Below are 24472 nucleotides of genomic sequence, written 5' to 3'. Positions count from 1 at the left end.
TCCATCATGACCACAGCCATCCTGGCCGACGGCGCGCCCGCGTCCGTTCAACAAGGCTCCAAGCTCGGCGCGGTGCTCCGCGTGACGAGCGGCAACTTCCTCGAGCAGTTCGACTTCTTCCTGTTCGGCTTCTATGCGACCTACATCGCGAAGGCCTTCTTTCCCGCCACCAGTGATTTCGCTTCGCTGATGCTGACCTTCGCGGTGTTCGGCGCCGGCTTCCTGATGCGGCCGCTGGGCGCCATCATCCTCGGCGCCTACATCGACGAGGTCGGGCGCCGCAAGGGCCTGATCGTCACGCTCGCGATCATGGCCAGCGGCACCGTGCTGATCGCCTTCGTCCCGGGCTATGCCTCGATCGGCCTGCTCGCGCCGGCCCTGGTGCTACTGGGCCGGCTGCTGCAGGGCTTCTCGGCGGGCGCCGAGCTGGGCGGCGTCTCGGTCTACCTCTCGGAGATGGCGACGCCCGGGCACAAGGGCTTCTACACCGCCTGGCAATCGGCGAGCCAGCAGGTCGCGATCGTGCTGGCCGCGGCGCTGGGTTTCGCACTCAACGAGCTCATGAGCCCCGAGACGCTGGCCGGCTGGGGCTGGCGCGTGCCCTTCTTCGTCGGCTGCGCGATCATCCCCTGCATCTTCGTGCTGCGCCGCTCGCTGCAGGAGACCGAGGAGTTCCAGGCCCGCAAACACCATCCGACGACGCGCGAGGTGGCCGCATCGATGCGGCAGAACTGGCGCATCGTGTTCGCCGGCATGCTGCTGGTGGCGATGACCACCGCCACCTTCTACCTGATCACGGTCTACACGCCGACCTTCGGCCGCACGGTGCTGCACCTGAGCGCCAAGGACAGCCTGATCGTCACGCTGCTGGTCGCCGTCACCAACTTCATCTGGCTGCCGGTGGGCGGCGCACTCTCCGATCGCATCGGCCGCAAGCCGCTGCTCGTCGCGATGACCGTGCTGGCCATCCTCACCGCCTATCCGGCCATGTCCTGGCTGGCGGCGGCGCCGAGCTTCGGCCGCATGCTCGACGTGCTCTTGTGGTTCTCGTTCCTGTTCGGCATGTACAACGGTGCGATGGTGGTCGCGCTCACCGAAGTGATGCCGGCGCAGGTGCGCGTGGTCGGCTTCTCGCTGGCCTACAGTCTCGCCACCGCAATCTTCGGCGGCTTCACGCCGGCCGTGTCGACCTGGTTGATCGAGGCGACTGCGGACAAGGCGGCGCCGGCCTACTGGATGAGCTTCGCGGCGGTCTGCGGGCTGCTTGCGACGCTGGCGCTGTACCGGCGCCAGGCCGGGAGGGTGGTCCGAGGCTAGATCAAGTCATCTTCCGGGTCCGCCGCCGCCACCAGGCCCACCGCCACCGCCGGGCCCGCCGCCGCCACCAGGCCCACCGCCACCGCCGGGCCCACCGCCGCCGCCAGGCCCACCGCCACCGCCAGGCCCACCGCCACCGCCGGCACCACCACCACCACCACCACCGCCGGCACCGCCACCGCCACCACCGGCACCGCCACTACCGGCACCACCACCACCGGCACCGGCACCACCACCGCCGGCACCGCCACCGCCGGCGCCACCACCGGCGGCGCCAGCGCCGGAGCCAGCACCCGAGGAGCTACCGCCACCGCTGCCGCCGGGATCGGCGCCAATACCTCCGCCCGAACCTTTGGAGATGATCACTGCGCCGGCAGTCCCGGCTTGTGATGCCTGAGGCGCCTGACCTGCCTGCCTGAAGTTCAAGCAGGGCACCTCTCCAAAGGGGTTGTATCGGTCGCAGGCGGTCGAGCTTCTTGTTGCCGGACGAGCGGCGGCTTGGAGCTGTGTGCCTGAGCGCGCCGCAGGTCGCGCCTCGCTGAGGCTGGGGCGCGCATCGGCCACAGGTGGGCTCGCCAACACCACGACCGGAGCGGCAGGCGCGTCGCCCTTGGCTTCGGGTGCGTCTGCCGTGGCAGTTCGGGGTTGGATAGGTGGCTGCGCTCTTGGCATCGGCATCGGCATCGGCGCTGGCACCGGCGTTGCTTCGACACGCGCCGTTCTGGGCTGAACCTGAACAGTCGCCACCGTGGTTCGAGCCGGCTGGGGAACGAGATCGTCTTGATCAACCGAGGCTTCAGCTGGTGAGCCCACGCTCGATAGAGCCTGCGGCACATCAGGCTGCTGTGGCGTGCCTCCTGTTGCCGCCGTCGCCGGTTGAACAGAGGCCACCGGCGCGGGGTCCACGGACGCGGCAGGCGGCGGCGAAGAAGCAACTGCTGTTTGCTCCGCAGCCGGGCTGGCCGGCTGCAACAGGGATGAGGCCGCGCTCGAAGGCGGGACAATGCGCGTCGCATCGCGGCTCAAGTACCAGAAGACGAAAGCGCCATGCAGCAGCGCCAGCACGATCAACAACAAGACGATGGACACGTCGACACCTGGCGGCACGGGTATCCATCCCACGCGTCTCAGTGCACCAGTGCTCCGCGGCTCGCGAGCAACAGCCTTCAACGCCAACGAATAGCGCGGCGCCGTTGGCACCGCGAGCGGTTCACTGGACGTGGTGGTATCGAACGTTGTCGTGCCTGAGCGGATGCCCGAGAACTCGCCCGCACAACCCCGGCAATACCTTGCGCTGTCTCTGTTGGGCGTGTGGCACGACTCGCAGAACTTGGTCATTCCGATGATCCGTCGGACAGTGCAAGCAGCGCTATGGGATGGGGATGAACTTCGTGACGATCACCAGTGAATTGATCACGAGCCAGAAGGCTGCAAAGTCCAAGGCCCATGCCCGCCGCAGGACGATGCGCGACTCCTTCGGCAGCGGCACTTTTTTGCCTGCATCTCTGCTGGCATAGAAGGCCGGCAGCTTGTGCGAACAGCATTTGCAATACCGCGCAGAGCCCATGTTGATGGTGCTGCAGGCCTCGCAGATTTCCGCTGACGCAGTGCCTGATTGCAACCTCGCCAGATCGATGAGGTTTCCAAAGGCGACGCCCGAAGACGTAACTGGAGGCTCGGCAAAAGAAACAGAAGCGGCAGTCATGGATGCTCTCCTCGACGAAAGACAGATGCAGGTTCACCGAAGGTTTGCCCGGCGCCGCAGTACCGGTCTGCCTTGGCTTGCGCAAGGCTGCGCCCCAATCGTTGCTCCGCGATCGCGCGTCTTGCGAACATCAGCAGCTCTGCGTCCGTGGGCCCGCACCCCGCACCCTCGATGTGCCTCCGGAAGGCGCGAACGATGCGGTCCTGTATCGCTTTCCTGACGTGCGTCGCTGCAGCAAAGGCCCGGTGCGCGCTCATTTCATGCGGAGCGATCGAGACTCGCGGCGCCGCCATGCTGCGTCGCCACGCAACGACCGGGCGGCCGCTCCTCCAGGGCGTGATCTTTTTCTTGCTACGTGTGACAGGCTTTGACATTTTTCTCTCCTGAGGAAGCACCTTGGATGTGAAATCTTCACATCTGTAGTTCTCTTGTCTTATAGTGATGTGCTTCTTTTTGTAAGACAGCGACGCAAGTCGCTGTCCAGTTGGTAACTGGGCGTTAAAGCCCGTCACTGTCCGAGGACCCATTGCCCAGCGACAAGGCACAGATCACAGAAGGCCAACTTGCCTGGGTCCTGGCGGCTTGCGCACGCGTCATGCGGCCGTTGGTCAGGCTCGCGCTGGCCTTCGGTGTCAAGCATCCCCATCTGGAGGAATTGCTGCGGGATCTCCTGATCGACGAAGCGCGCCGTGCGTGGCTCCAGAACAAGGGCGCCGAGCCGAACATCAGCCAGCTGTCGGTGACGACAGGCTTGAACCGCAAGGCCGTGACCACGAAGGTGCGTGAGCCGGAAGATCCGTTGCCGCACACCGAGATGTCGGCCGCGGCCAAGACCCTGACCCTGTGGCTGCAGATGATCGACGACGACCCTGCGCACCGATCCCTGCCCATCGTGGCCGAAGCCCAGGCGTCATCGTTCGAAACCGTTGCCCGGCGCGCCAGCCATGGCAACGTGCACCACCGCGCCATCCTCGATGAGCTGGTGCGTTTGAACATGGCGATCGAGCACGAGGGCCGCGCGGAGCTCAACGCCACCGCCTTCGTTCCGGCGAAGGACTTGAAGACGATGCTCGCCTTCCTGGGCGACAACACGCGCGATCACCTGCTCGCGGGCGTGGCCAACACGCTCGGCGCAGAGCCGCCCTTGCTCGAACGATCGGTATTCGCAGCCGGGATTGCGCTGGAGGACTGCGAACGCATCCACGAGTTCGTGCGCGAGCGGTGGAGCCAACTTCATCACGAATTGACCCGGGAAATGACGCGCGCCTTCGAAGAGGCCGAGAAAACGGCTTCGGGCCGCATCAGGGTCGGCATTTACACCTACTATGAAGATGGCGCAGCCGAGCGCGCTGAAGCACCGGCTGCCACGCCCTCGAAACGACTACGGGGAAGAAAAGCATGACGAACACCTCGCTGCGCAATGGCTTGCTGGCGCTGTTGACCGGCTTGCTGCTCTCTTGCGGCGGTGGCGGCAGCAGCAGCAGCAGCAGCAGCAGCGGAGCCGGAAGCGCAGCGTTCGGCAGCGCCGGCATTGCAGGATTGACCGCCGAGTCGCTCGGCGGCGGCGGCGGCACCAGCGACGGCCAGGGCGGAAGCTCGTCCGGCACGGATGGCGGCTCGACAACGGCCTCCAGCGGCGACGACGGATCGGGCGTGGGCTCCGGCGGTACCGGCGTGAGCACCGCCGATGCGGCCGGCATCGGCGGGGTCGATGGCGCGGGCAGCATCATCGTCAGCGGACTGCGCTACGACACGGACACCGCCGTCATCAACCTCGAGGATGCCGCATCCCTGCAGCTGGGAATGAGCGTGAAGGTCAGCGGGCCGGTCAACGCCGACTTCACGAGCGGCACGGCCCGCCGGGTCGATTCGGCGGCCGATATTCGCGGCCCGCTTTCATCGGTCGATCTGACGCAGGGCAGCTTCGTCATCATGGGCACCACGGTGACCACCGACAACGCCACCGTCTGGGCCGATGCGACCGGGCTTGCTGCCATCGCACCCAACACGACGCTGCAGGTCTGGGGCCTGCCGGCGGCACCCGGCGTGCTGCGTGCGACGCGCGTGGAGCAACACGGCCCCTCGGCACCGATCCTCACCGGCACGGTCCAGAACCTCGATCAGGCACGACGCACCTTCACGCTCGGCGGCTTCGTCGTCGACTACAGCGTCGCGGCCCTGAGCGGCAGCCCCGACGGGCGCCCGCCTGCCAACGGCACCCTGGTGCGCGTGCGTGCGAGCACCGCCCTGCCGGGCCGCCTGCCTGCCACCCTCGTGCAGTGGTGGTACCCGGTGCCGACGGCGAACGCCACGCCGGTCCAGCTCGCAGGCGTCGTCACTGACTACGCGGGACTGGGTTCGCTTCGGGTGCTGGGCACGCCGGTGGACGCCTCTTCCGCGCAGATCACCGGCGGGCCGGCCGGCTCGGTCGGCAATGGCGTGAAGGTGGACGTTGCCGGCACGATGTCCAACGGCATCCTCAAGGCGACCAAGCTCAAGATCAGGCATATCCCTGGCACCGGCGGGCCGGCGTCGTTCACCCTGATCGGGGCCATCGGCAACTTCAGCTCCGCATCGAGCTTCTGGGTACGAGGACAACTCGTGAATGCCGGCGGCCCGGGCGTCGTGTTCGTCAACGGCGCCGCGTCGAACCTGGGCAACGGGGTGCGCGTGAGCGTCGAGGGCGCGCAGGTCGTCGATGGCGTGCTGATCGCCACCCGTGTGAGCTTCGACAGCTAGTTCGATGACCGATCCCATGAGTCAATGGGTCGGTGCCTTCCTGGCCGAGTGGTGCCGCCTGTCCGAAGGGCTTGCCGATCCCGAGCAATCGGCGGAGTTCGCGAAGGACATCTACGCCTCGTACGGGCAGCGCGATCCTGTCGAAGTCGCCGCAGAAATGTGGGGTGGCGGAGCGGGGCGGACCGCCTGACAGCTTCCAGCCCTACGATGGCTGGCAGACAACCCAGGAGACGCCAATGACTTTTCCCACGCTCACGCGCCGCGCGGCATTGCTGCTCGCTGCCCTCGCCCTCGCCGGCTGCGGCAGCCTCGGCGGCAAGCCCGACATCACTGCCGAACCGATCCACGTCATGACCTCGGGCGGCTTCACCGCCGCCTATAACGAGCTCACGCCCGGCTACGAAAAAGCCAACGGCCGCAAGGTGCAGACCGCCTACGGCGCCTCGATGGGCGCGGCCAGCGACTCGATCCCGAGCCGCCTCGCGCGCGGCGAGCCGGCCGACATCGTGATCCTTGCGCGCCCTGCCCTCGACGCGCTGGTGGCGCAGGGCAAGGTGGTGTCCGGCAGCCAGGTCGATCTGGTGCGCTCGTCGATCGGCTTCGCGGTGCGCACCGGCACGCCCAAGCCCGACATCAGCACGGTCGATGCACTCAAGCGCACGCTGCTCGCGGCGCCGTCGATCGCCTATTCGGCCAGCGCCAGCGGCACCTACTACGAGACCGAGCTGCTCAAGAAGCTGGGCATCGAGGACCAGGTGAAGCCGAAGAGCCAGCGCATCCTCAGCGAACGCGTCGGCACCGTGGTCGCACGCGGCGATGCGGCGCTGGGCCTGCAGCAGGTCAGCGAGCTGCTGCCCATCAAGGGCATCGACTACATCGGACCGCTGCCGGCGGAAGTGCAGCGCGTCACGGTGTTCTCGGCCGGCATCGCGACCGGCGCCAAGCAGCCCGAGGCGGCGCGGCAGCTGATCCGCTACATAAACTCGCCGGCCGCCGCGCCGGTGATCGAACGCACCGGGCTCGAAGCGATCGTGGCACGCGGCCCGTAAACTGGCGCGGCCCCGATCAACCACCGACGCCCGCAACGACCATGAGCTCGCCGATCACCCCCGCCATCGTCTCGGCCCTTGCGCCCACCGGCACGCTGCGTGCCTCCATCAACCTCGGCAATCCGATCCTCGCGAACAAGGATGCAGCCAGCGGCGACCCGGCCGGCGTCTCGGTCGACCTGGCGCGTGCTCTTGCAGAACGCCTGTCCGTTCCGATCGGGCTGGTGGTGTTCGAGAAGGCGGCCGCGTCCGTCGATGCAGTACGCAACGAGCAGGCCGATATCGGCTTCTTCGCGATCGATCCGGCGCGCAGCGAGGGCCTGCGCTTCACCGCGCCCTATGTGCTGATCGAGGGCAGCTACCTGGTGCCCGCGGCCTCGCCGATCCGGCGCAACGAGCAGGTGGACCAGGGCGATGTCCGCATCGCGGTCGGCACCGGCAGCGCCTACGACCTCTTCCTCACGCGCGAGATCAAGGAGGCGCAGATCGAGCGCGTACAGGGCGCCAAGGGCGTGTTCGAGAGCCTGCACGCGGGCCAGGTCGAGGTGGCGGCCGGCATTCGGCAGGTGCTCGAGGCCGAGGCCGGACGCACGCCCGGCTTGCGCCTGCTGCCGGGGCGCTTCATGGTGATCCAGCAGGCGATGGGCACGCCGGCCTCGCGCGGCGCGGAAGCGGCCGCCGCGCTGGCCGCCTTCGTCGAGGAGATGAAGGCCAGCGGCTTCGTGGCCGAGGCGCTGGCGCGGCATCGCATCCAGGGCGCCAGCGTGGCGCCTGCGGCCGTTCAGGCGTAGCGCGCCAGGCCCAATCCTTCCATATCGATCTCGGGCGAGCGGCCGCCGATCAGGTCGGCCATCACGCGGCCCGTGCCGGCCGCCATGGTCCAGCCCAGCGTGCCGTGGCCGGTGGCCAGCAGCAGCTTCGAAATAGGCGTGGCGCCGAGGATGGGCGTGCCGTCGGGCGTCATCGGCCTGAGGCCGGTCCAGAACTCCGCGCCTTCGACGCTGCCGCCCTGCGGGAACAGATCGGTGACCACGTGCTCCAGCGTGTCGCGCCGCCGGTCGTTCAGCCGCAGGTCGTAGCCCGAGAGCTGCGCCGTGCCGCCGACGCGGATGCGGTCGCCCAGCCGCGTCACGGCGACCTTGAAGGTCTCGTCCATCACCGTCGACTCGGGCGCCATCGCCGCGTCGGCGATCGGCACCGTGATCGAGAAGCCCTTGACCGGATACACCGGCAGGCGAATGCCCAGCGGCTTCAGCAGCTTCGGCGAGTAGCTGCCCAGCGCCACCACGTAGCGGTCGGCGCGAAAGGGGCCGGCCTCGGTATGGACGGCGGTCACGCCGGCGGCGTCGCGCGCGATGTCGGTGATGCCCACGCCGAAGCGAAAGCGCACGCCCGCCGCTTCGGCCAGCCGCGCCAGCGCCTGCGTGAACTTGAAGCAGTCGCCGGTTTCATCGCCCGGCAGGCGCAGGCCGCCGACGAACTTCTCCCTCACCGCGGCCAGCGCCGGCTCGTGCCGCACGCAGCCCTCGCGGTCCAGCAACTGGTAGGGCACGCCGTAGGCCTTGAGGATCTCGATGTCCTTGCCGGTGCCGTCGAGCTGCTTCTGCGTGCGGAACAGCTGAAGCGTGCCTAGCGCGCGCTCGTCGTAGCGGATGCCGGTGTCGGCGCGCAGCTGTTGGAGGCAGTCGCGGCTGTATTCGGCCAGGCGCACCATGCGGCCCTTGTTGAGTTCGTAGCGCGCATGCGTGCAGTTGCACAGCATCGCGATCCCCCAGCGCCACATCGCGGGATCGAGCATCGGCCTGATGACCAGCGGGCTGTGCCGCATCAAAAGCCACTTGATCGCCTTGAGCGGCACGCCGGGCCCGGCCCAGGGCGCCGAGTAGCCGGGCGACACCTCGCCGGCGTTGGCATAGCTGGTCTCCAGCGCCGGCGCCCGCTGGCGGTCGAGCACGGTGACCTCGTGGCCGGCCTTGGCGAGGTAGTAGGCCACGGTGGTGCCGATCACCCCGCTGCCCAGAATCAGTACTTGCATGCGAATCCTTGCCGTCTATGTCAAACCCAGCGCCGATTGCAATCGTTGTGCCGACAAGTGCTCCGGCCGCTCGGGCCAGGCTTCCAGCAGCGCCACCATCTTCTCGTTGATCGGCGCGCGGGCACCGTTCGACTTGGCGAGCCGCACCACCTCGCCGCACAGCGCGTCGATCTCGGTGCGCCGGCCGAGCGCCAGGTCGTCGGCCATGCTGGAGCGCGCCTTGTCGTCGATGCGCAGCATGCGCGCCGCGACCAGGCGGAACAGCGGCGTCGGCAGGCGCAGCATGAACGGCAGGCGCCGCGCCGGCACCGCCGCGAGCTGCGCCGGCGCGATGTTGGCCCACGCCAGGGCATCCAGCGCTTCGTCCATCAGGGCCGCCAGACAGCGGCGGTAGCCGCGGTCCAGCAGCTGCTCGCGCAGCGGCAGGCCCGAGAGCGCGTTGATCGGGTTGTTGAGATTGAGCAGCAGCTTGCCCCATTGGACCGACAGCATGTCGTCATAGGCGTCGACCGGTACGCCGGCACGCTCGAACACGGCCAGCCAGGGCCGCAGCGCCCTGCTGCGCCGGGCGGCCAGCCGGCCGACCGTGCCGCGGTGGAAGCTGCCGGGTTCGATCTCCGCGACGTTGTACGGCACCATGCCGGGCAGCACATAGAGCGTGGGTGCGATCTTCGATGCGACGGCCGCATTCGAGATGCCGTTCTGCAGCGAAAGCACCGGCGTGCCGGCCGGCAGCGCCTCGGCCAGCGCGGCCGCGGCCTCGGCCGTCGCACTGCTCTTCACGGTCAGGAGGACCAGCGAGGGCCGTATGCCCAGAGGCACCCGCTCCTCGAGATGCAACGCGTCGGGCGGCACGTGGCGCTCCATGCCGTCGAGATCGCTGAGCGTGATCCCGCGCCGCGCGAGCGTCTGAAGCACGCGCGGGCGGCCGACGAAGACCACGCGCACGCCCTCCGCCGCCAGGCAGCCGCCGATAAAGCAGCCGATGGTGCCGGCACCCATCACGAGCACGTCGACGGGCACCGGCTCGGACTCGGGCTCGGCCATGTGCGCTAGATCCGTTCCGCGACCCAGCCCTGCACCGACTGCAGCGCGGCCGGCAGGCCTGCCGCATCGGTGCCGCCGGCCATGGCCATGTCGGGCTTGCCGCCGCCCTTGCCGCCGACCTGCTGGGCGACGAAGTTGACCAGCTCGCCCGCTTTCACCTTGCCCATGGTGTCGGCCGTGACGCCGGCGGCGATCTGCACCTTGCCGCCGTCGACGGCCGCCAGCACGATGGCCGCGGTCTTGAGCTTGTCCTTGAGCTTGTCCATGGTCTCGCGCAGCGTCTTGGCATCGGCGCCGTCGAGCTTGGCGGCGAGCACCTTGATGCCGCCCACGTCCACCGCCTGCGCGAGCAGTTCGTCGCCCTTGGACGAAGCGAGCTTGCCCTTGAGCGCGCCGACCTCGCGCTCCAGCGCGCGCACCTGATCGAGCACCTGCGTGAGGCGCGGCTGCAGCTCCGAGGCCGGCGTCTTCAGCGTGGCGGCCACGCTGTTCACCGTCGCCTCGAGCTCCTGCAGATAGGCCAGCGCATTGGCGCCGGTCAGCGCCTCGATGCGGCGCACGCCGGCGGCCACGCCGCCTTCGCTCACGATCTTGAACAGGCCGATGTCGCCGGTGCGCGCGACGTGCGTGCCGCCGCACAGCTCGCGGCTGGAACCGATGTCGAGCACGCGCACGGTGTCGCCGTACTTCTCGCCGAACAGCATCACGGCGCCGGTCTGCTGGGCCGACTCCATGTCCATCAGGCGCGCCTGGGTCGCCTGGTTGGCCAGGATCTCGGCGTTCACGCGCTTCTCGATCTCGAGGATCTGCGCTGCGCTGACGGGCGCGTTGTGCGCGAAGTCGAAGCGCGTCTTGTCGGCATCGACCAGCGAGCCCTTCTGCTGCACGTGCGTGCCCAGCACCTCACGCAGCGCCTTGTGCATCAGGTGGGTGACGCTGTGGTTGCGCATGGTGGCGGCGCGCAGCATCGTGTCGACGCGCGCGGTGACGGCATCGCCCACCTTCAACGTGCCCTGCGTCTGCGTGCCATGGTGGCCGAACACGTCGGCCTTGATCTTCTGCGTGTCGTCGACGCCGAACTGCACGCCTTCGGCCACCAGCACGCCCTGGTCGCCGACCTGGCCGCCGCTCTCGGCATAGAAGGGCGTGGTGTCGAGCACCACGATGCCGGGCTGGCCTTCTTTCAGTTCCTGCACCGGCGCGCCTTCGTAGTAGAGGGCCACGACCTTGGCCTCTTCTTCGAGGTGCTCGTAGCCGGTGAAGGTATTGGCCCCGCCGCTGTACTCGACGGCGCGGTCCATCTTGAACTTGCCGGCGGCGCGGCCGGCGGCCTTCTGCTTTTCCATCGCCGCGTTGAAGCCGGCCGCATCGACCTCGACGCCGCGCTCGCGGCACACGTCGGCCGAGAGGTCGAGCGGAAAGCCGTAGGTGTCGTGCAGCTTGAAGGCCACTTCGCCCGGCAGCACCTTGGCGCCATCGGCCAGGGCCGCGTCGAGGATTTCCATGCCGTTGGCCAGCGTCTCGAAGAAGCGTTCTTCCTCGGCCTTCAGCGTCTCCGTAATGCGCTTCTCGTCGGCCACGAGCTTCGGATAGGCGTCGCCCATCAGCGCCACGAGGTCGGGCACCAGCTTGTGGAAGAAGGGCTTCTTCTGGCCCAGCTTGTAGCCGTGGCGGATCGCGCGGCGCACGATGCGGCGCTGCACGTAGCCGCGGCCCTCGTTGCTGGGGATCACGCCGTCGGCCACCAGGAAGGCGGTGGCGCGGATGTGGTCGGCGATCACGCGCAGGCTCTTGTTGTCGAGGTCTTTCTCGCCGGTTTCGCGCGAGGCAGCCTTGATCAGCGCAGCGAAGATGTCGATCTCGTAGTTGCTGTGCACGTGCTGCAGGATCGCGGCCAGGCGCTCCAGGCCCATGCCGGTGTCGACGCAGGGCGCGGGCAGCGACTTCACGCTGCCGTCGGGCTGCATGTCGAACTGCATGAACACGTTGTTCCAGATCTCGATGTAGCGGTCGCCGTCTTCATCGGGCGAGCCGGGCGGGCCGCCGGCGATCTCGGGGCCGTGGTCGTAGAAGATTTCCGAGCACGGGCCGCAGGGGCCGGTGTCGGCCATCATCCAGAAGTTGTCGGACATGTAGCGACCGCCCTTGTTGTCGCCGATGCGCACCACGCGCTCGGGGGGCAGGCCGATTTCCTTGGTCCAGATGTCGTAGGCCTCGTCGTCCTCGATGTAGACGGTGGCCCAGAGCTTCTCGGCCGGCAGCTTGTAGACCTGGGTCAGCAGCTCGAAGGCCCAGGTGAGCGACTCGCGCTTGAAGTAGTCGCCGAAGCTCCAGTTGCCCAGCATCTCGAAGAAGGTGTGGTGGCGCGCGGTGTAGCCGACGTTCTCGAGGTCGTTGTGCTTGCCGCCGGCGCGCAGGCAGGCCTGCACCGAGGCCGCGCGCACGTAGGGGCGCTTGTCGGTGCCGAGGAACACGTCCTTGAACTGCACCATGCCCGAGTTGGTGAACATCAGCGTCGGGTCGTTGCCGGGCACCAGCGAACTCGACGGCACCACGGTATGGCCCTTGGAGGCGAAGAAATCGAGGAAGGACTTGCGGATATCCGCAACGCTGAAGGTGGGCTGGCTCATCTTGGACTGGACTTCTGAGAGAGGCGGCCGAGCGGGCAGCCCCTGCATCGAACCCACCTAACTGCTTGATTTGCTTGAACATTCGATTATAGGTTTGGCCCCGTGCCCCGACCGCCCCTGTTGGTATGGCGAAGACCTATGCTCGGGCCCATGAACGACCGCCTGCTGGCCGACGCCGTACTGGTGCTGCACGGCCTTTTCATCCTGTTCGTGGTGGCGGGCGGCCTGCTCGTGTGGCGCTGGCCGCGGCTCGCCTGGCTGCACCTGCCGGCGGTGCTGTGGGGCGCATGGGTGGCATGGACCGGAGGGTACTGCCCGCTGACGCCGCTCGAGAACGAACTGCGGCTCGCGGCCGGCCAGGCCGGCTACAGCGGCGGCTTCATCGACCATTACCTGCTCGGCGCGATCTATCCCGAAGGCCTCACCCGCGGCGCGCAGATCGCGTCGGGCACATTCGTCGCCGTGCTCAATTTTGGGGTGTATGGGCTGCTTCTTCGCAGGTGGCGCGCGAAGCGAAGCTGATGCCAAGCCGCTGGAAAATTGAAAACAAAAGGAGTACTCTTTCGCCGAACAGCTCGGCGCCGGCGCGTCACGCGCACGGCAGGATCGGTTGGCCTGAGGAGGTCATCATGCTCGGTGAATTCGTCACAAGAGAACAGGCCGCCACCCTTGCAGCACGAGCGCGGCGACAGCCGGAACACCTGCTCGAGTTCGAGCCCGACGTGGTGCGCAGTTCGTACAACCTGCGGCCGTTCCTGATCCATCACCATCTCTGCGAACACCCCAGCTTCTCGCTGGACGCATTGTTCGCGCTCTGCCGGCGATTGCCGCGCGGGCAGGTGCAGTACCGCGTCGGCGCCATTCCCGGCGATGCGAATTTCGACTCCTCCTACGAGCGCTACCGCGAGGGCCTGCGCTTCGACGACGTGCTGGAGCAATTCGAAGAACGCAAGGCCTACATCTGCATCTACAACCCGGAGCGCGATGCGGGCTACCGGCCGGTGCTGGAGGACCTGCTGGCCGAGATCGCCGCGGCCATCGAAGACATCGATCCGGTGATCACCTGGTACTCGACCTACGTCTTCATCTCGACGCGCGACGCGGTCACGCCCTACCACATGGACCGCGAGATGAACTTCCTGCTGCAGGTGCGCGGCGAGAAGGAAGTGATGCTCTGGAATCCGCGCGACGACGAGATCATGAGCGCCGCCGAGAAGGACCGCCTGCTCGCGGCTTTCGAGAGCCAGCGCCCGAGCTACAAGCCCTCCTTCGAAGCCAAGGCGATGCGCTACGAACTGCGGCCCGGCTTCGGCGTGCACCATCCCTTCATCGCGCCCCACCGCGTCCATACCGGCCCCGACCTGTCCGTCTCGCTCGCCTTCACCTTCCGCACGCAGAAGTCCGACCTGCGGACCAGCGCGCATGCCTTCAACCACGTGCTGCGCCGCTGCGGCTGGTCGCCGGCGGAGGTCGGGGCCGAGCATCCGTACGCCGATCGCGCCAAGGCGGCGGCGGCGCACGCGATGGATGTGCCGCTCGAGTTGCTGCGCAAGCACCGGCACGCGCGTTCGGCCGCCGCGCACTGACGAAGGCGCAACGCGCTCAAGGCGCCGGCTCGATGTTCAGGTTCATGCGGAACAGGTTGCCCGGATCGAATTGCCGCTTCACGGCCTGCAGGCGCGGGTAGTTCGCGCCGTAGCTGCCCGCGACGCGCTCAGCCTCGTCCTCCGTCAGGAAATTGACGTAGCCGCCGCCGGTGGCGTGTGGCACAGCATCCTGGAAAACCTGCCGCGCCCATGCGCGCACGCGCTCGTCGTCGGCCGCGTCGGACCAGCGGCCATGCACGTTCATGATGTAGCGCGCATCGCGCCCGACGAAAGCCGTGTCATCGGGTTTCACGCGCGCCATCGCGCCGCCGAGCTGGGCGATGAAGATCTCGCACGCCGGCCCCGGCAGCCGGCCGACGGAAGCGATCACGAGGTCGAGCGCCGCATCGCTCAGCGTACTGAAGTTGTTCGACTTCCAGTAGTTGCGGCTGCCCGGCGTGAGCAGCGGATCGAAGGCCGACTGGAAGCCGACATAGGGCGTCGGCCCCAGCGCAGTCCCGAGCGGATCGCCGAACTGCAGCACCGGCGCGGCGGCGCGCTCGCCGGCTTCGACATCGCCGCTGTAGACGAGCGGCAAGATCACCACCTCCGTGCCGTGGACCGATTCGGGAAGGAAGGGCAGCGGGGGCGCCTTGCGCATCACCGTCCACACGCTCAGCTCGTCGGGCGCGCCGGCCGTGAAGTCGCGCCACGCGCGCAGGACCTGCTGCGCCTGCGCAAACGGATAGACCACCAGGCCCGAGTACACCTCGGGGCCGACCTCATGCAGCTGGAACTCGAACGAGGTCGCCACGCCGAAATTGCCGCCGCCGCCGCGCAAGGCCCAGAACAGCTCGGGTTCCGAGGTGGGCGAGGCGACGCGCTCGGTGCCGTCGGCGATCACGACGGTGGCGCGCAACAGGTTGTCGATGGTCAGGCCATGGCGGCGCGTCAGCCAGCCGAAGCCGCCGCCGAGCGTGAGCCCGGCCACGCCGGTGGTGGAATTGATGCCGAGCGGCGTGGCCAGGCCGTGGGCCTGCGCCTCGCGATCGAAGTCGCCGAGCAGCGCGCCCGCGGCGACGCGCGCGGTGCGCTTCGCGGCATCGATCACGACCGTGCGCATGCCCGACAGGTCGATCATCAGCCCGCCCTCCGCGACCGCATTGCCCGCGATGTGATGGCCACCGCCGCGCACGCTGAGCAGCATCTTGTGCGCCGCGGCGAAACGCACGGCGGCCTGGACATCGCTGTCTTTCATGCACCGCGCGATCAGCGCCGGTCGGCGGTCGACCGTGCCGTTCCAAACCTTGCGCGCTTCGTCGTAGGCGGCATCGGCAGCGCCGAACACCCCGCCGCTGATCTGCGCCGCGAAAGCGGCGACGTCGGACTGCTGGAGTTGCCGGACGTCCTTGTCCAGCGTCTGGTAGGTCAGAGAGGTCATGGGGTGCTCCCGGAGTGAACGCGTTGAAGAGCCGGAGGCTCATTCTTGCGATCTGGCCGCTCCCGCACCTGACCCGGCGTCCTTGAAATCTATCCGTGCGTCCGGACGGTGGCGGGCTGGGGCGCTCTCGGATCAAATGAGATTACTTTCTTGTAATGAGACTGAAATCTCATTACGATGCTGGCGCTTCAACCCGCAAGGACACTCACCATGGCACTGACCCGCAGCGAAATGGATCGCAAGCTCGACGAGCATTTCAATTTCGAAGCCCAGGACAACGTGGAGGGTGTGCTGGCCACGCTCACCGCCGACGTCGAGCACGACGTGGTCGGCTGGCCCAGCGGCCCCAGCCGCAGCCGCGAAGGCGCGCGCCCGTTCTACGAGACGCTGTTCGCCGACCTGTCCGAAGGCAAGGTCGAATCCAGGCGCCGCCTCTACGGCGACAACTTCATGGTCGACGATTCGCTATGGAGCGGCCGGGCGCCGGGCCACCCCTTCGGCATGGACGGCCGCGACCGTCCGCTGGCCTTTCGCCTGCTGCACGTGATCGAGTTCGCCGACAACGGCGACATTCGCCGGGAGAACGTCTGGGTCGACCTGGGCGCCATCCTGCAGCAGTTGCCCCAGGTGGGCTGAGCATGGCGGGAAACGAAGGCCGCCCGCAGCAGAAGCAGCGCACCCGCAAGGCCCTGCTGCAGGCCGCATCGCAACTGACGAAACAGGGACGCCGGCCGACGCTCGAGGAGATCGCCGAAGAGGCGCTGGTTTCGCGCGCCACTGCCTACCGCTATTTTCCGAACGTCGAAGCGCTGCATCTGGAGGCATCGATCGACATCGAGACGCCGCAGGCGGAGGATGCGCTGCGCGGCGCGCCGGCGGACGACGTGGTCGCCCGTCTCGAACACGTGGACGACGCGCTGCACACGATGATCGCGGCCAACGAGGCGCCGCTGCGAATGATGCTGGCGCAGTCGCTGGAGCGAAGCGCCCGCGGCGAAACCGACGCGCAGCTGCCGGCACGCCAGAACCGCCGCACGCCGCTGCTCGAAGCCGCGCTCGCGCCGGCGAACGGCTCCATCAAGCCGGCGGCGCTGAAGAACCTCAAGCACGCGCTCGCACTGGTGATCGGTCCCGAGGCCATGGTGGTCTTCAAGGATGTGCTTCGACTCGACGACGCCGAGGCGCGCAAGGTCAGGCGCTGGGCGATCCGGGCGCTGGTCGCGGCTGCGGCGCAGCCTGGTCAGGCGCCGGCCAGGCCGGTTCAGCGCAAGCCGAAGGAAACGATTCTTCCCCGCCGATCACGCCCAAGGAGTTCTCCATGACAGCGCACCCGAAATTCGTTGCCGCCGCATTCGCCCTTCTCGCCTGCGCCGGCACCTTGGCCGGGCCGGCGGAAGCCGGCAAGGACCAACTGCGCCGCGGCCGCTACCTGATACAGGTCGCCGGTTGCAACGATTGCCACACGCCGAACTACGGACCCAGCAACGGCCAGGTCGACGAGAAGCTCTGGCTCACGGGCGATTCCTTGGGCTGGGCGGGTCCCTGGGGCACGACCTATGCCACCAACCTGCGCCTGATGATGGCCAGCATGAGCGAGCAGCAGTGGATCCACCATGCGCGCAACATGCGGCCGCGGCCACCCATGCCCTGGTTCAATGTCCGCGCCATGAGCGATGCCGACCTGAAGGCCATCTATGCATTCACCCGCTCGCTAGGCCCCGGCGGTTCGCCGGCACCCGCCTATGTGCCGCCCGGCAAGAGGGCTGCGGGGCCGGTGGTGCAGTTCCCGGAGTGACGCAGCGCGTGCCACGCTGAGCGCTCAGGCGGCAGCGACCGCAGTAGAATCCGCGCCTGCTGCGGGTGTAGTTCAATGGCAGAACGGCAGCTTCCCAAGCTTCATACGAGGGTTCGATTCCCTTCACCCGCTCCAAACCCCGACCATTGCGCATCACGGCCCCTCTCGCAGGGGCCGTTTTCATTGCGCTGGTGGTATCGATCGTCACGGCCCGGAGTCGGCCTTCATGCGTTGCTTCGAGGACGTATTCGCACCATCGATGCATCCCATTCACCCAAAGCGTTTTACTCCCGAAGCGCTCATCCCTAACCTCTGCCGACCTCCAATCCGCCCCCATTGAAGGGACGGACAGAGGTCTGCAGACGCGTGCCTGGCGCTCCAGCGTTCGTCGATCTGCCGGTACACAACGACAGAACGGAACGCGAGACATGCCCAAACTCCTCTTGTTGATCAGCGCCAACACCACCAGGCAGATCAAACTGCGCAAGCCGGAAACCAGCATCGGGCGGGCCTCGGGCAACGACATCGTCATCAGGCATGAAAGAGTCAGCCGTCTCCATGCCGCGCTGGTCCTCGACGGTCCATTCGTGACGATCAAGGATCTGGCCAGCAGCAACGGCGTCTACGTGAACGACGTCAAGGTGGAGACGCAGCATCTTGTCGATGGCGACAGTATCTCCATCGGCGGCTGCAGAATGCGCTTCCTGGCCGGCAATCAGGACTACACGGCCGTCGAGGCCTTGCGGCTGCTGACGATCCCGGGGCTTCCGCTCGAACTGGCATCTCAGCGCGTCTCTCCCACATGGGCTGACGCATTGCGCGGCGCGGCCGCCTGACCCGCTCGATCTCGGCACTCCTCGAAGGGTCATCCGCCAAGCCGCCCTCGCGCCGCCTCCTACAATGGGTCGCATGCGCTTCCCGGCCACCACCCTCCTCGTCACTGACTGCCCCGCTGCAGCCCCCGCCGCCCTCGCGGCAGGCCGGCGCACGCACGCAGCCGACGGCAAGGCGACCCGGCCCGCTGAGCGCACGCCAGCCGCACTTTCCCCCGCCCGGCGATCGCCCTTCCCTCTTCTCGTTTAGCGCAACCATCGATCGCCGGGCTTAAGCCCCGCGCGACAGCGACCCTTTGCGGCTCGCATTCGATTGGAGTGCTTCATGTCATCGACGACCACCCTTCGCGGCGAGCGCACGCTCACCGAACTCGATCACCTTCGTCTCAGCAAGCTGCTCGACGAAAAATCCCACCCGGGGCTCGAAGCTCTCCTCGATGCCGCCGAACTGCTGCGCTCGCGCGAAGTGCCGGCGGATGTCGTCACGATGTATTCGCAAGTGACCATCGCGGATGTGCCCTCGGGCCGGCGCCACAAGCTGACCCTCTGCTACCCCAAGGATGCCAACCCCGGCGCCGGCCTCGTCTCGGTGCTCTCGCCGGTCGGCATGAGCCTGATCGGCTTGCGGCTCGGCGCGGTGGCGAGCTGGACTTTGCCGAGCGGCGAGGAAGGCCGCGCCGAGGTGGTCGAGATCCTGTTCCAGCCCGAGGCCAGCGGCGACTACACGACCTGAGAGCCCGCGCAAACACCCTCAGTCGTCGACGCCGGCCAGCAGATCCTGCGACTCGTCGTCGAAGCCCGGCACCGGTTGCGCCTTGGCCAGGGCCATCCAGAGGCTGAAGGGCATGCGCGGCAGCGCGCGGTGCACGGCCGAGCGCGCCACGACCAGCCGGCCCTCTTGCGCGATCAGCACGCCGCATTCGGCCGGAATCTCGTCGGGCTCGCCGATGGGCCGGCCCTTCGCATCGCAGCCCAACACGTACCAGCACTCGCCGCCGAGGTCGAGGTAGGCAGCGCGCTTGTCAGGCTTGCGCAGGTCGCTCAGCAGGTCGGCGCGATTGACCTTGACTTCGTGGACGATCGGTTGCGCATAGGCCTCGACGCTGGTGTTGCGGATCGAGAAGACGTCCGGCCGCGCGATGCACCAGCGCGGCTTGTCGCCCTCGCTCGCGGCCGGCAGCCGCGCCCGCAGGCTTAAGGCCCGCCAGGCCACGCGGCCGGCGCGCGTCATCTCGCGCGCGACCTGCTCGACCAGCGCCTCGTGCTTGGAGAGCACCGCGCGGTTGACGACCAGCGTGCCCGCAATGTGCGCGATGCCGGCATCGGTGACGCGCAGCGTTTCGTGGCCCGGCGCCGAGCGCACGCGTTCCAGCAGGCCGGCGGCCAGCAGGTCGACCTCGATGGCGTCGCAGCAAGGCCAGCCGGCCGAGCGATAGACCTCGCGCAGGCGGCGCGCATGCAGGCGCCCCAGCGCCGCCGCGCCGGGCGGCGGATCGGCCACCGGCGGCGGCGCGCCCGGCTCGGTCATCGGCGGATCAACCGCCGGCGGGTCGCCCTCGGGCGGCGGCGGTGGCGGTTGCGCGGGCGTTGGCGGGATCGGCAGATCGGGCGCGGGCGGCGGCGGCCCGATGGGTGCGTTGACGTCGATGCCCTGCGAGGCGAGTGCTGCTGTCATCGCGCAAGGTTAGCGAAAAGCAGCGGCCGAGGCGAGTGCGGGCGCGGCTACGGGCGCTGGCCCGCAGACCCGGACATGACCACCACCACCTGCGCCTGCGTCTTCCCGACCGAGAGATAGACATGCCCCACGCTGCTGTCGAAGTAGACCGACTCGTTGCGCCGCACCAGCACCGACTCGCCGGTCTCGAAGCGGATGCGCACGGCGCCGGACAAGACCATGCAGAACTCGTGGCCGGGATGCCGGATGAAATCGGCGAACTCGTTTTCGTGGCGCGCCAGGATGCGGCCGTGCATCGGCTCCATGGTCTTCGCCGGATAGTCGGTGCACAGCATCCGGTATTCGTACTGGTCGCTGGCATAGCTCGGCGAACTGTCGAGCGCCGAATGAACGAAGGTCGGCGCCGCCTTGCCCATGCGGCGCGCGGCCGGATCGAACAGGCGCGAGATATCGACGTTCAGCGCCCGCGCGACAGCGGCGAATTTCTCGTAGCTGATGGAGATCTGCCCGAGCTCCATCTTCGAAAGCGTGGACAAGGCCACGCCCGAACGAGCGGACAACTCCTTCAGCGTGAGCTTGGCGGCCTTGCGGATCGAACGCAGCCGCTCGCCCATGACATCGCGTCCTATCGATTCGACGGGCGCGGCGGCCGATCTGGTGCGGCGCGATTTCTTCGCGGGTGGCGTGGGCGGAGGACGCAAGGGACGGACCATGGGGCGGCGCATTATGGCGCACGGGGCGCGGCTTGACCGTACCTGTGCCCCGGAACGATAATTCTCGTAAATGAGAATTCAGATTCCATGAGCACGCCGCCTTCCTTCGACTTCACAGTGATCGGCGCCGGCATCGCCGGCGCATCGCTCGCATTCCATTTGGCCGGGCGCTCCAGTGTGATCGTGCTGGAGCGCGAGTCCCAGCCCGGCTATCACTCGACCGGCCGCTCCGCCGCGATGTTCATGGAAAGCTACGGCACGCCGGCCATCCGGGCGCTGACGCGCGCGAGCCGCGCGTTCTACGAGCAACCACCCGAAGGCTTCGCCGCGCATCCGCTGCTCACGCCGCGCGGCGCGCTCTACATCGCCAGCGAGGCCCAGTTGCAGGAGCTGCAGGCGACTTTCGAGGCGCTGTCGCGCAACGCTGCGAACGTCCGCCTCGTCACCGGCGAGGAGGCCGTTTCCATGGTGCCGGTGCTGCGCGCCGATCGCGTGCATGCGGCCATCTTCGAGCAGGATGCACAGGACATCGACGTCCATGCACTCCATCAGGGCTACCTCAAGGGCATGCGGGCCCGCGGCGGCACGCTGCGCTGCAACGCGGAGCTCGCGGCGGCGGTGCGTACCGAGGGCTTCTGGCAGCTGAGCCTGGCCGACGGCCAGCAGGTGCAAGCGCGTACCCTGGTCAACGCCGCAGGTGCGTGGGCCGACCAGATCGCGGACCTGTGCAAGGCCGCGCGCGTCGGGCTCGAACCGCGGCGGCGCAGCGCCTTCACCTTCGCGGCACCCGAGGGCCTCGACTGCACGGCATGGCCGGCGGTCGTCGGCATCGACGAAAGCTTCTACTTCAAGCCGGATGCCGGCCAGCTGCTGGGTTCCCCGGCCAATGCCGACCCGGTCGTGCCGCACGACGTGGTGCCCGAGGAACTGGACGTGGCCCTGGGCATCCACCACATCGAGAGCGCCACCACCTTGTCGATCCGTCGCCCGAGCCATGCGTGGGCCGGACTGCGTTCCTTCGTGCCGGACGGCGACTTCGTGCTCGGCTGGGAAGAGAGCTGCGAAGGATTCTTCTGGCTTGCCGGCCAGGGCGGCTATGGCATCCAGACGGCGGCGGGCGCGTCGGAGCTTGCAGCAGCCTTGCTGCACCACGAGGCGCCGCCGGCGCACCTGCTCGCCCATGGCGTGGATCCCCTTGCATTCCGGCCGGGGCGACTGCGTTGACTCCGGCGCCGCAGGGGTTTCTACTGGCACGATTCATGCAGGTTTTCGGCTTTGCTCGGATATGAGAATTCTCGTTAAAGAGAATTTTCGAACCACCACCGAAAGGACTTTCATGCAACTTCGCATCAGCGCCCTTCTTCATGCCGCAGCATGGGCCTGCGCATCCCTCGCGATCACGCTGTCCGCCCATGCCGCCGGCTATCCGGAAAAGCCGGTGCAGATCATCGTTCCGTTCCCACCGGGCGGTGCGGGCGACGTGATGGGACGCCTGCTGTCGCGGCAACTCGAGGCACGGCTCGGGCAGCCGGTGATCGTCGACAACAAGCCCGGCGCGGGCACCGCCATCGGCGCACAGTTCGTGGCGAATGCCAAGCCCGACGGCTACACGCTGCTCTTGAGCTCCAATTCCACCTACACCCTCAATCCGGCCATCCAGCCCAAGTTGTCCTACGACCCGATCAAGGCCTTCGAGCCGCTGGGCATGGTGGCCAACCTGGCGCTGGTCCTGGTGGCCCATCCGACGGTGCAGGCGAGCAGCGTGCAACAGCTCGTTGCAGCCGCCAAGGCCGAGCCCGACAAGTACATGTACGGCTCCTTCGGCAACGGCACCGTGTCCCACTTCGCCGGAGAGATGTTCAAGTCGGCGGCCGGCGTCAAGCTCACGCACGTGCCCTACCGCGGCAGTGCGCCGGCGATGACCGACTTGGTCGGCGGACAGATCCCGCTGGCCTTCGACAGCGTGGTGGCCGCGGTGCCGCACATCAAGACCGGCAAGATCAAGCCCCTGGCGGTCACCACTGCCGCGCGCTCGGCACTGCTGCCCGATGTACCGACCGTGGCCGAGAGCGGCTACCCCGGCTACCAGATGAGTTCCTGGATCGTGCTGGTCGCGCCGCGCGGCTTGCCGCCGGAGGTCAAGCAGAAGCTCGAGCAGGCCCTGGCCGCCGCCATGGAGGACGCCGAGATGCGCGAAAAGCTCAAGGGCGTGGGCTTCGAGCCCGCCTATGCGCCCATCAAGGACTGGAGCGGCATGGTCGGCAAGGACATCACCCGGCTGCGCAAGATCGCGGAACAATCGCAGATCAAACCCGACTGACCTTTTTCCCTTTGGGCCTCGCACATCCATGTCATCCGGCAACACCCTTCCAGACCAGTCCGCCGTCGAACTGCGCCGCATGATCGGCAGCCGCGAGGTCTCGCCCGTCGAGGTGCTGGAGTCCAGCATCGCGCGCATCGAGGCGCTGAACCCGGCCGTCAACGCGCTCACCGCCACCTGCTTCGAGCGCGCGCGCGAAGAGGCCGTCCGCGCCGAGGCGCAGGTGCTGCGCGGCGAAGCGCTCGGCAGCCTGCACGGCCTGCCCATCGGCATCAAGGACCTGGAAGACACCGCCGGCCTGCTGACGACCTACGGCTCGCCGCGCTTCCGCGGCCAGGTGCCCGCGCGCGACCACGCACTCGTCGCGCGCTTGCGCGCCGCGGGTGCCATCGTGGTCGGCAAGACCAACGTGCCGGAAATGGGCGCCGGCGCCAACACGCGCAATCCGGTCTGGGGCGCCACCGGCAATCCCTTCGATCCGATGCGCAATGCGGGCGGTTCGTCGGGCGGCTCGGCCGCTGCGCTCGCCACCGGCATGCTGCCGCTGGCAACCGGCTCCGACACCGGCGGGTCGCTGCGCATTCCCGCGGCACTGTGCGGGGTGGTCGGCTTCCGTCCCTCGCCGGGGCTGGTGCCGGTGGAACGCAGGCAGCTCGGCTGGACGCCGATCTCGGTGATCGGGCCGATGGGGCGTACCGTGGCCGACACCTGCCTGCAGTTCGGCGCCCAGGTCGGGCAGCATGCCTGCGACCCGCTCACCTATGCGGTGGACGGCCGCACGTTCACGCAGCTCGCACCTGCGGACCTCGCTTCGCTGCGCGTCGGCTACACCGAAGACTTCGGCGTCTGCCCGGTAGACGACGGCATCCGCACGCTGTTCCGCCAGCGCATCGCAGCGATCCGCCACCTGTTCCGAAGCGTCGACGCGGTGCGGCCCGACATGGGCGAAGCCGACCGCTGTTTCGACGTGGTCCGTGCCGCGAGCTTCGTCGCGGCATTCCGCGAGTCCTACGAAACCGACCCGGACTCGCTCGGGCCCAACGTGCGCGCCAACTACGAGATGGGCGCGAACATGACGATGGCAGACGCCACCTGGGCGCACCTGGAGCAGACGCGCATCTTCCGATCGTTCCAGGCGCTCTACGAGGACTTCGATCTCATCCTGTCGCCGACCACGCCGGTGTCGCCCTTCGCCTGGACGCTGCCCTACCTCGATCAGATCAACGGCCAGCCGCTGCGCAACTACTACCACTGGCTGGGCCTGACCTACGTCGTGACGCTGGCCACCAACCCGGCGCTCGCCCTGCCCTGCGGCGTAGACGCGGCCGGCATGCCCTTCGGCCTTCAACTGGTGGGCCGCTTCCGCGGCGATGCCGAACTGCTGTCGGTGGCGCATGCGATGGAAGCCGCGTTCGCGCGCATGCCCGAAACGCAGCGGCCGCAGCCGGATCTCGCTCGCCTCGCGAAGCCCGTGCCCGAGCTCAAATCGATCGTGACGCACCCGCCGATCCTCGACGCCGCCATGCCTCCCGCGGCAACCGGGGGCCATGCGGCGGTTTAGGGCCTGTTCAGGCCGCCGCAGGCGAT

General features: G+C 68.1%; 24 protein-coding genes and 1 tRNA gene. 17 read left to right on the top strand and 8 right to left on the bottom strand.

Going from position 1 to position 24472, the window contains the following annotated elements; translation table 11 throughout:
* The first annotated feature begins 6 nt into the window (after positions 1-6).
* Positions 7-1317 carry an MFS transporter gene (locus ACSQ9A_RS11575; protein WP_436303758.1) on the top strand — a complete coding sequence of 437 codons (1311 nt, stop codon included), beginning with the start codon at positions 7-9 and terminating at the stop codon, positions 1315-1317.
* On the opposite strand, the gene ACSQ9A_RS11570 is transcribed toward ACSQ9A_RS11575, so the two are convergent.
* Both ACSQ9A_RS11570 and ACSQ9A_RS11565 read right to left on the bottom strand, forming a co-directional pair.
* Positions 1314-1628, bottom strand: a complete 315-nt coding sequence (locus ACSQ9A_RS11570; protein ID WP_436303757.1) for a hypothetical protein — start codon at positions 1626-1628, stop codon at positions 1314-1316. The two genes, ACSQ9A_RS11575 and ACSQ9A_RS11570, sit on opposite strands and share 4 nt — an antisense overlap.
* Before the next feature lie 1058 nt (positions 1629-2686).
* Positions 2687-3022 carry a hypothetical protein gene (locus ACSQ9A_RS11565; protein ID WP_436303756.1) on the bottom strand — a complete coding sequence of 112 codons (336 nt, stop codon included), beginning with the start codon at positions 3020-3022 and terminating at the stop codon, positions 2687-2689.
* 526 nt (positions 3023-3548) lie between these two features.
* Between ACSQ9A_RS11565 and ACSQ9A_RS11560 the strand changes: the two genes are divergently transcribed.
* From ACSQ9A_RS11560 to ACSQ9A_RS11540, 5 genes are read left to right on the top strand one after another with little or no spacing between them, the layout of a single operon-like run.
* Positions 3549-4424, top strand: coding sequence for a DUF6502 family protein (locus ACSQ9A_RS11560; protein ID WP_436303755.1), 876 nt, complete (start codon positions 3549-3551; stop codon positions 4422-4424).
* Positions 4421-5761 carry a DUF5666 domain-containing protein gene (locus ACSQ9A_RS11555; RefSeq protein ID WP_436303754.1) on the top strand — a complete coding sequence of 447 codons (1341 nt, stop codon included), beginning with the start codon at positions 4421-4423 and terminating at the stop codon, positions 5759-5761. Before ACSQ9A_RS11560 ends, ACSQ9A_RS11555 begins: the two co-directional genes overlap by 4 nt.
* Before the next feature lie 4 nt (positions 5762-5765).
* Positions 5766-5951 (top strand): hypothetical protein, encoded by a 186-nt coding sequence (locus ACSQ9A_RS11550; protein ID WP_436303753.1) that lies wholly within the window; start codon positions 5766-5768, stop codon positions 5949-5951.
* 46 nt (positions 5952-5997) lie between these two features.
* Positions 5998-6810, top strand: a complete 813-nt coding sequence (locus ACSQ9A_RS11545; protein WP_436303752.1) for a substrate-binding domain-containing protein — start codon at positions 5998-6000, stop codon at positions 6808-6810.
* A 41-nt stretch (positions 6811-6851) separates the two neighbouring features.
* Positions 6852-7601 carry a transporter substrate-binding domain-containing protein gene (locus tag ACSQ9A_RS11540; protein ID WP_436303751.1) on the top strand — a complete coding sequence of 250 codons (750 nt, stop codon included), beginning with the start codon at positions 6852-6854 and terminating at the stop codon, positions 7599-7601.
* Here ACSQ9A_RS11540 and ACSQ9A_RS11535 read toward each other — a convergent pair.
* From ACSQ9A_RS11535 to alaS, 3 genes are read right to left on the bottom strand one after another with little or no spacing between them, the layout of a single operon-like run.
* Positions 7592-8845: a D-amino acid dehydrogenase gene (locus ACSQ9A_RS11535; protein ID WP_093109270.1), complete on the bottom strand. Its 1254-nt coding sequence runs from the start codon at positions 8843-8845 to the stop codon at positions 7592-7594. The genes ACSQ9A_RS11540 and ACSQ9A_RS11535 overlap by 10 nt on opposite strands.
* 15 nt (positions 8846-8860) lie before the next feature.
* Positions 8861-9892: a 2-dehydropantoate 2-reductase gene (locus ACSQ9A_RS11530; RefSeq protein ID WP_436303750.1), complete on the bottom strand. Its 1032-nt coding sequence runs from the start codon at positions 9890-9892 to the stop codon at positions 8861-8863.
* 5 nt (positions 9893-9897) lie between these two features.
* Positions 9898-12522, bottom strand: a complete 2625-nt coding sequence (alaS, locus tag ACSQ9A_RS11525; protein WP_436303749.1) for an alanine--tRNA ligase — start codon at positions 12520-12522, stop codon at positions 9898-9900.
* A 150-nt stretch (positions 12523-12672) separates the two neighbouring features.
* Here alaS and ACSQ9A_RS11520 point away from each other — a divergent pair, with 150 nt between their 5' ends.
* Entirely contained in the window at positions 12673-13044 is a 372-nt protein-coding gene (locus tag ACSQ9A_RS11520) for a DUF2784 domain-containing protein (protein WP_436303748.1), read from the top strand.
* Between the two features lie 107 nt (positions 13045-13151).
* The gene (locus ACSQ9A_RS11515) at positions 13152-14108 is read left to right on the top strand and encodes a cupin-like domain-containing protein (RefSeq protein WP_093109272.1); all 957 of its coding nucleotides are present in this window, start codon (positions 13152-13154) and stop codon (positions 14106-14108) included.
* A 16-nt stretch (positions 14109-14124) separates the two neighbouring features.
* Here ACSQ9A_RS11515 and ACSQ9A_RS11510 read toward each other — a convergent pair whose 3' ends face one another.
* Positions 14125-15549, bottom strand: a complete 1425-nt coding sequence (locus tag ACSQ9A_RS11510; protein ID WP_436303747.1) for an FAD-binding oxidoreductase — start codon at positions 15547-15549, stop codon at positions 14125-14127.
* A gap of 210 nt (positions 15550-15759) precedes the next feature.
* On the opposite strand from ACSQ9A_RS11510, the gene ACSQ9A_RS11505 reads away from it, so the two are divergent.
* From ACSQ9A_RS11505 to ACSQ9A_RS11480, 6 genes are all read left to right on the top strand, one after another.
* A complete protein-coding gene (locus ACSQ9A_RS11505; protein WP_093109274.1) occupies positions 15760-16185 on the top strand; it encodes an ester cyclase in 426 nt (141 codons plus the stop codon).
* A 2-nt stretch (positions 16186-16187) separates the two neighbouring features.
* Positions 16188-16871, top strand: a complete 684-nt coding sequence (locus ACSQ9A_RS11500) for a TetR/AcrR family transcriptional regulator (protein WP_436303746.1) — start codon at positions 16188-16190, stop codon at positions 16869-16871.
* Entirely contained in the window at positions 16868-17344 is a 477-nt protein-coding gene (locus ACSQ9A_RS11495) for a c-type cytochrome (protein WP_436303745.1), read from the top strand. The genes ACSQ9A_RS11500 and ACSQ9A_RS11495 overlap by 4 nt, the downstream gene beginning before the upstream one ends.
* Positions 17345-17405: 61 nt before the next feature.
* Positions 17406-17479, top strand: a tRNA-Gly gene (locus ACSQ9A_RS11490).
* A 311-nt stretch (positions 17480-17790) separates the two neighbouring features.
* Positions 17791-18180 carry an FHA domain-containing protein gene (locus ACSQ9A_RS11485; RefSeq protein ID WP_436303744.1) on the top strand — a complete coding sequence of 130 codons (390 nt, stop codon included), beginning with the start codon at positions 17791-17793 and terminating at the stop codon, positions 18178-18180.
* A 322-nt stretch (positions 18181-18502) separates the two neighbouring features.
* The gene (locus ACSQ9A_RS11480; RefSeq protein WP_093109278.1) at positions 18503-18910 is read left to right on the top strand and encodes a GreA/GreB family elongation factor; all 408 of its coding nucleotides are present in this window, start codon (positions 18503-18505) and stop codon (positions 18908-18910) included.
* Between the two features lie 18 nt (positions 18911-18928).
* Here the strand turns inward: ACSQ9A_RS11480 and ACSQ9A_RS11475 are convergent, their stop codons facing one another.
* The gene (locus ACSQ9A_RS11475; protein ID WP_436303743.1) at positions 18929-19852 is read right to left on the bottom strand and encodes a hypothetical protein; all 924 of its coding nucleotides are present in this window, start codon (positions 19850-19852) and stop codon (positions 18929-18931) included.
* A 47-nt stretch (positions 19853-19899) separates the two neighbouring features.
* Positions 19900-20466, bottom strand: a complete 567-nt coding sequence (locus tag ACSQ9A_RS11470) for a helix-turn-helix domain-containing protein (protein WP_436303742.1) — start codon at positions 20464-20466, stop codon at positions 19900-19902.
* Positions 20467-20652: 186 nt separating this feature from the next.
* Between ACSQ9A_RS11470 and ACSQ9A_RS11465 the strand changes: the two genes are divergently transcribed.
* The 3 genes from ACSQ9A_RS11465 to ACSQ9A_RS11455 all read left to right on the top strand — a co-directional run bounded on the left by ACSQ9A_RS11465 (position 20653) and on the right by ACSQ9A_RS11455 (position 24446).
* Positions 20653-21789, top strand: a complete 1137-nt coding sequence (locus ACSQ9A_RS11465; RefSeq protein ID WP_436303741.1) for an NAD(P)/FAD-dependent oxidoreductase — start codon at positions 20653-20655, stop codon at positions 21787-21789.
* Positions 21790-21901: 112 nt separating this feature from the next.
* Positions 21902-22885, top strand: coding sequence for a Bug family tripartite tricarboxylate transporter substrate binding protein (locus ACSQ9A_RS11460; RefSeq protein WP_436303740.1), 984 nt, complete (start codon positions 21902-21904; stop codon positions 22883-22885).
* 28 nt (positions 22886-22913) lie between these two features.
* Positions 22914-24446: an amidase gene (locus ACSQ9A_RS11455; protein ID WP_436303739.1), complete on the top strand. Its 1533-nt coding sequence runs from the start codon at positions 22914-22916 to the stop codon at positions 24444-24446.
* Positions 24447-24472 lie beyond the last annotated feature (26 nt).

The organism is Variovorax sp. LjRoot290 (assembly GCF_964253985.1).
Taxonomy (GTDB): domain Bacteria; phylum Pseudomonadota; class Gammaproteobacteria; order Burkholderiales; family Burkholderiaceae_C; genus Variovorax.
This window is presented reverse-complemented; position numbering and strand designations above follow the sequence as displayed.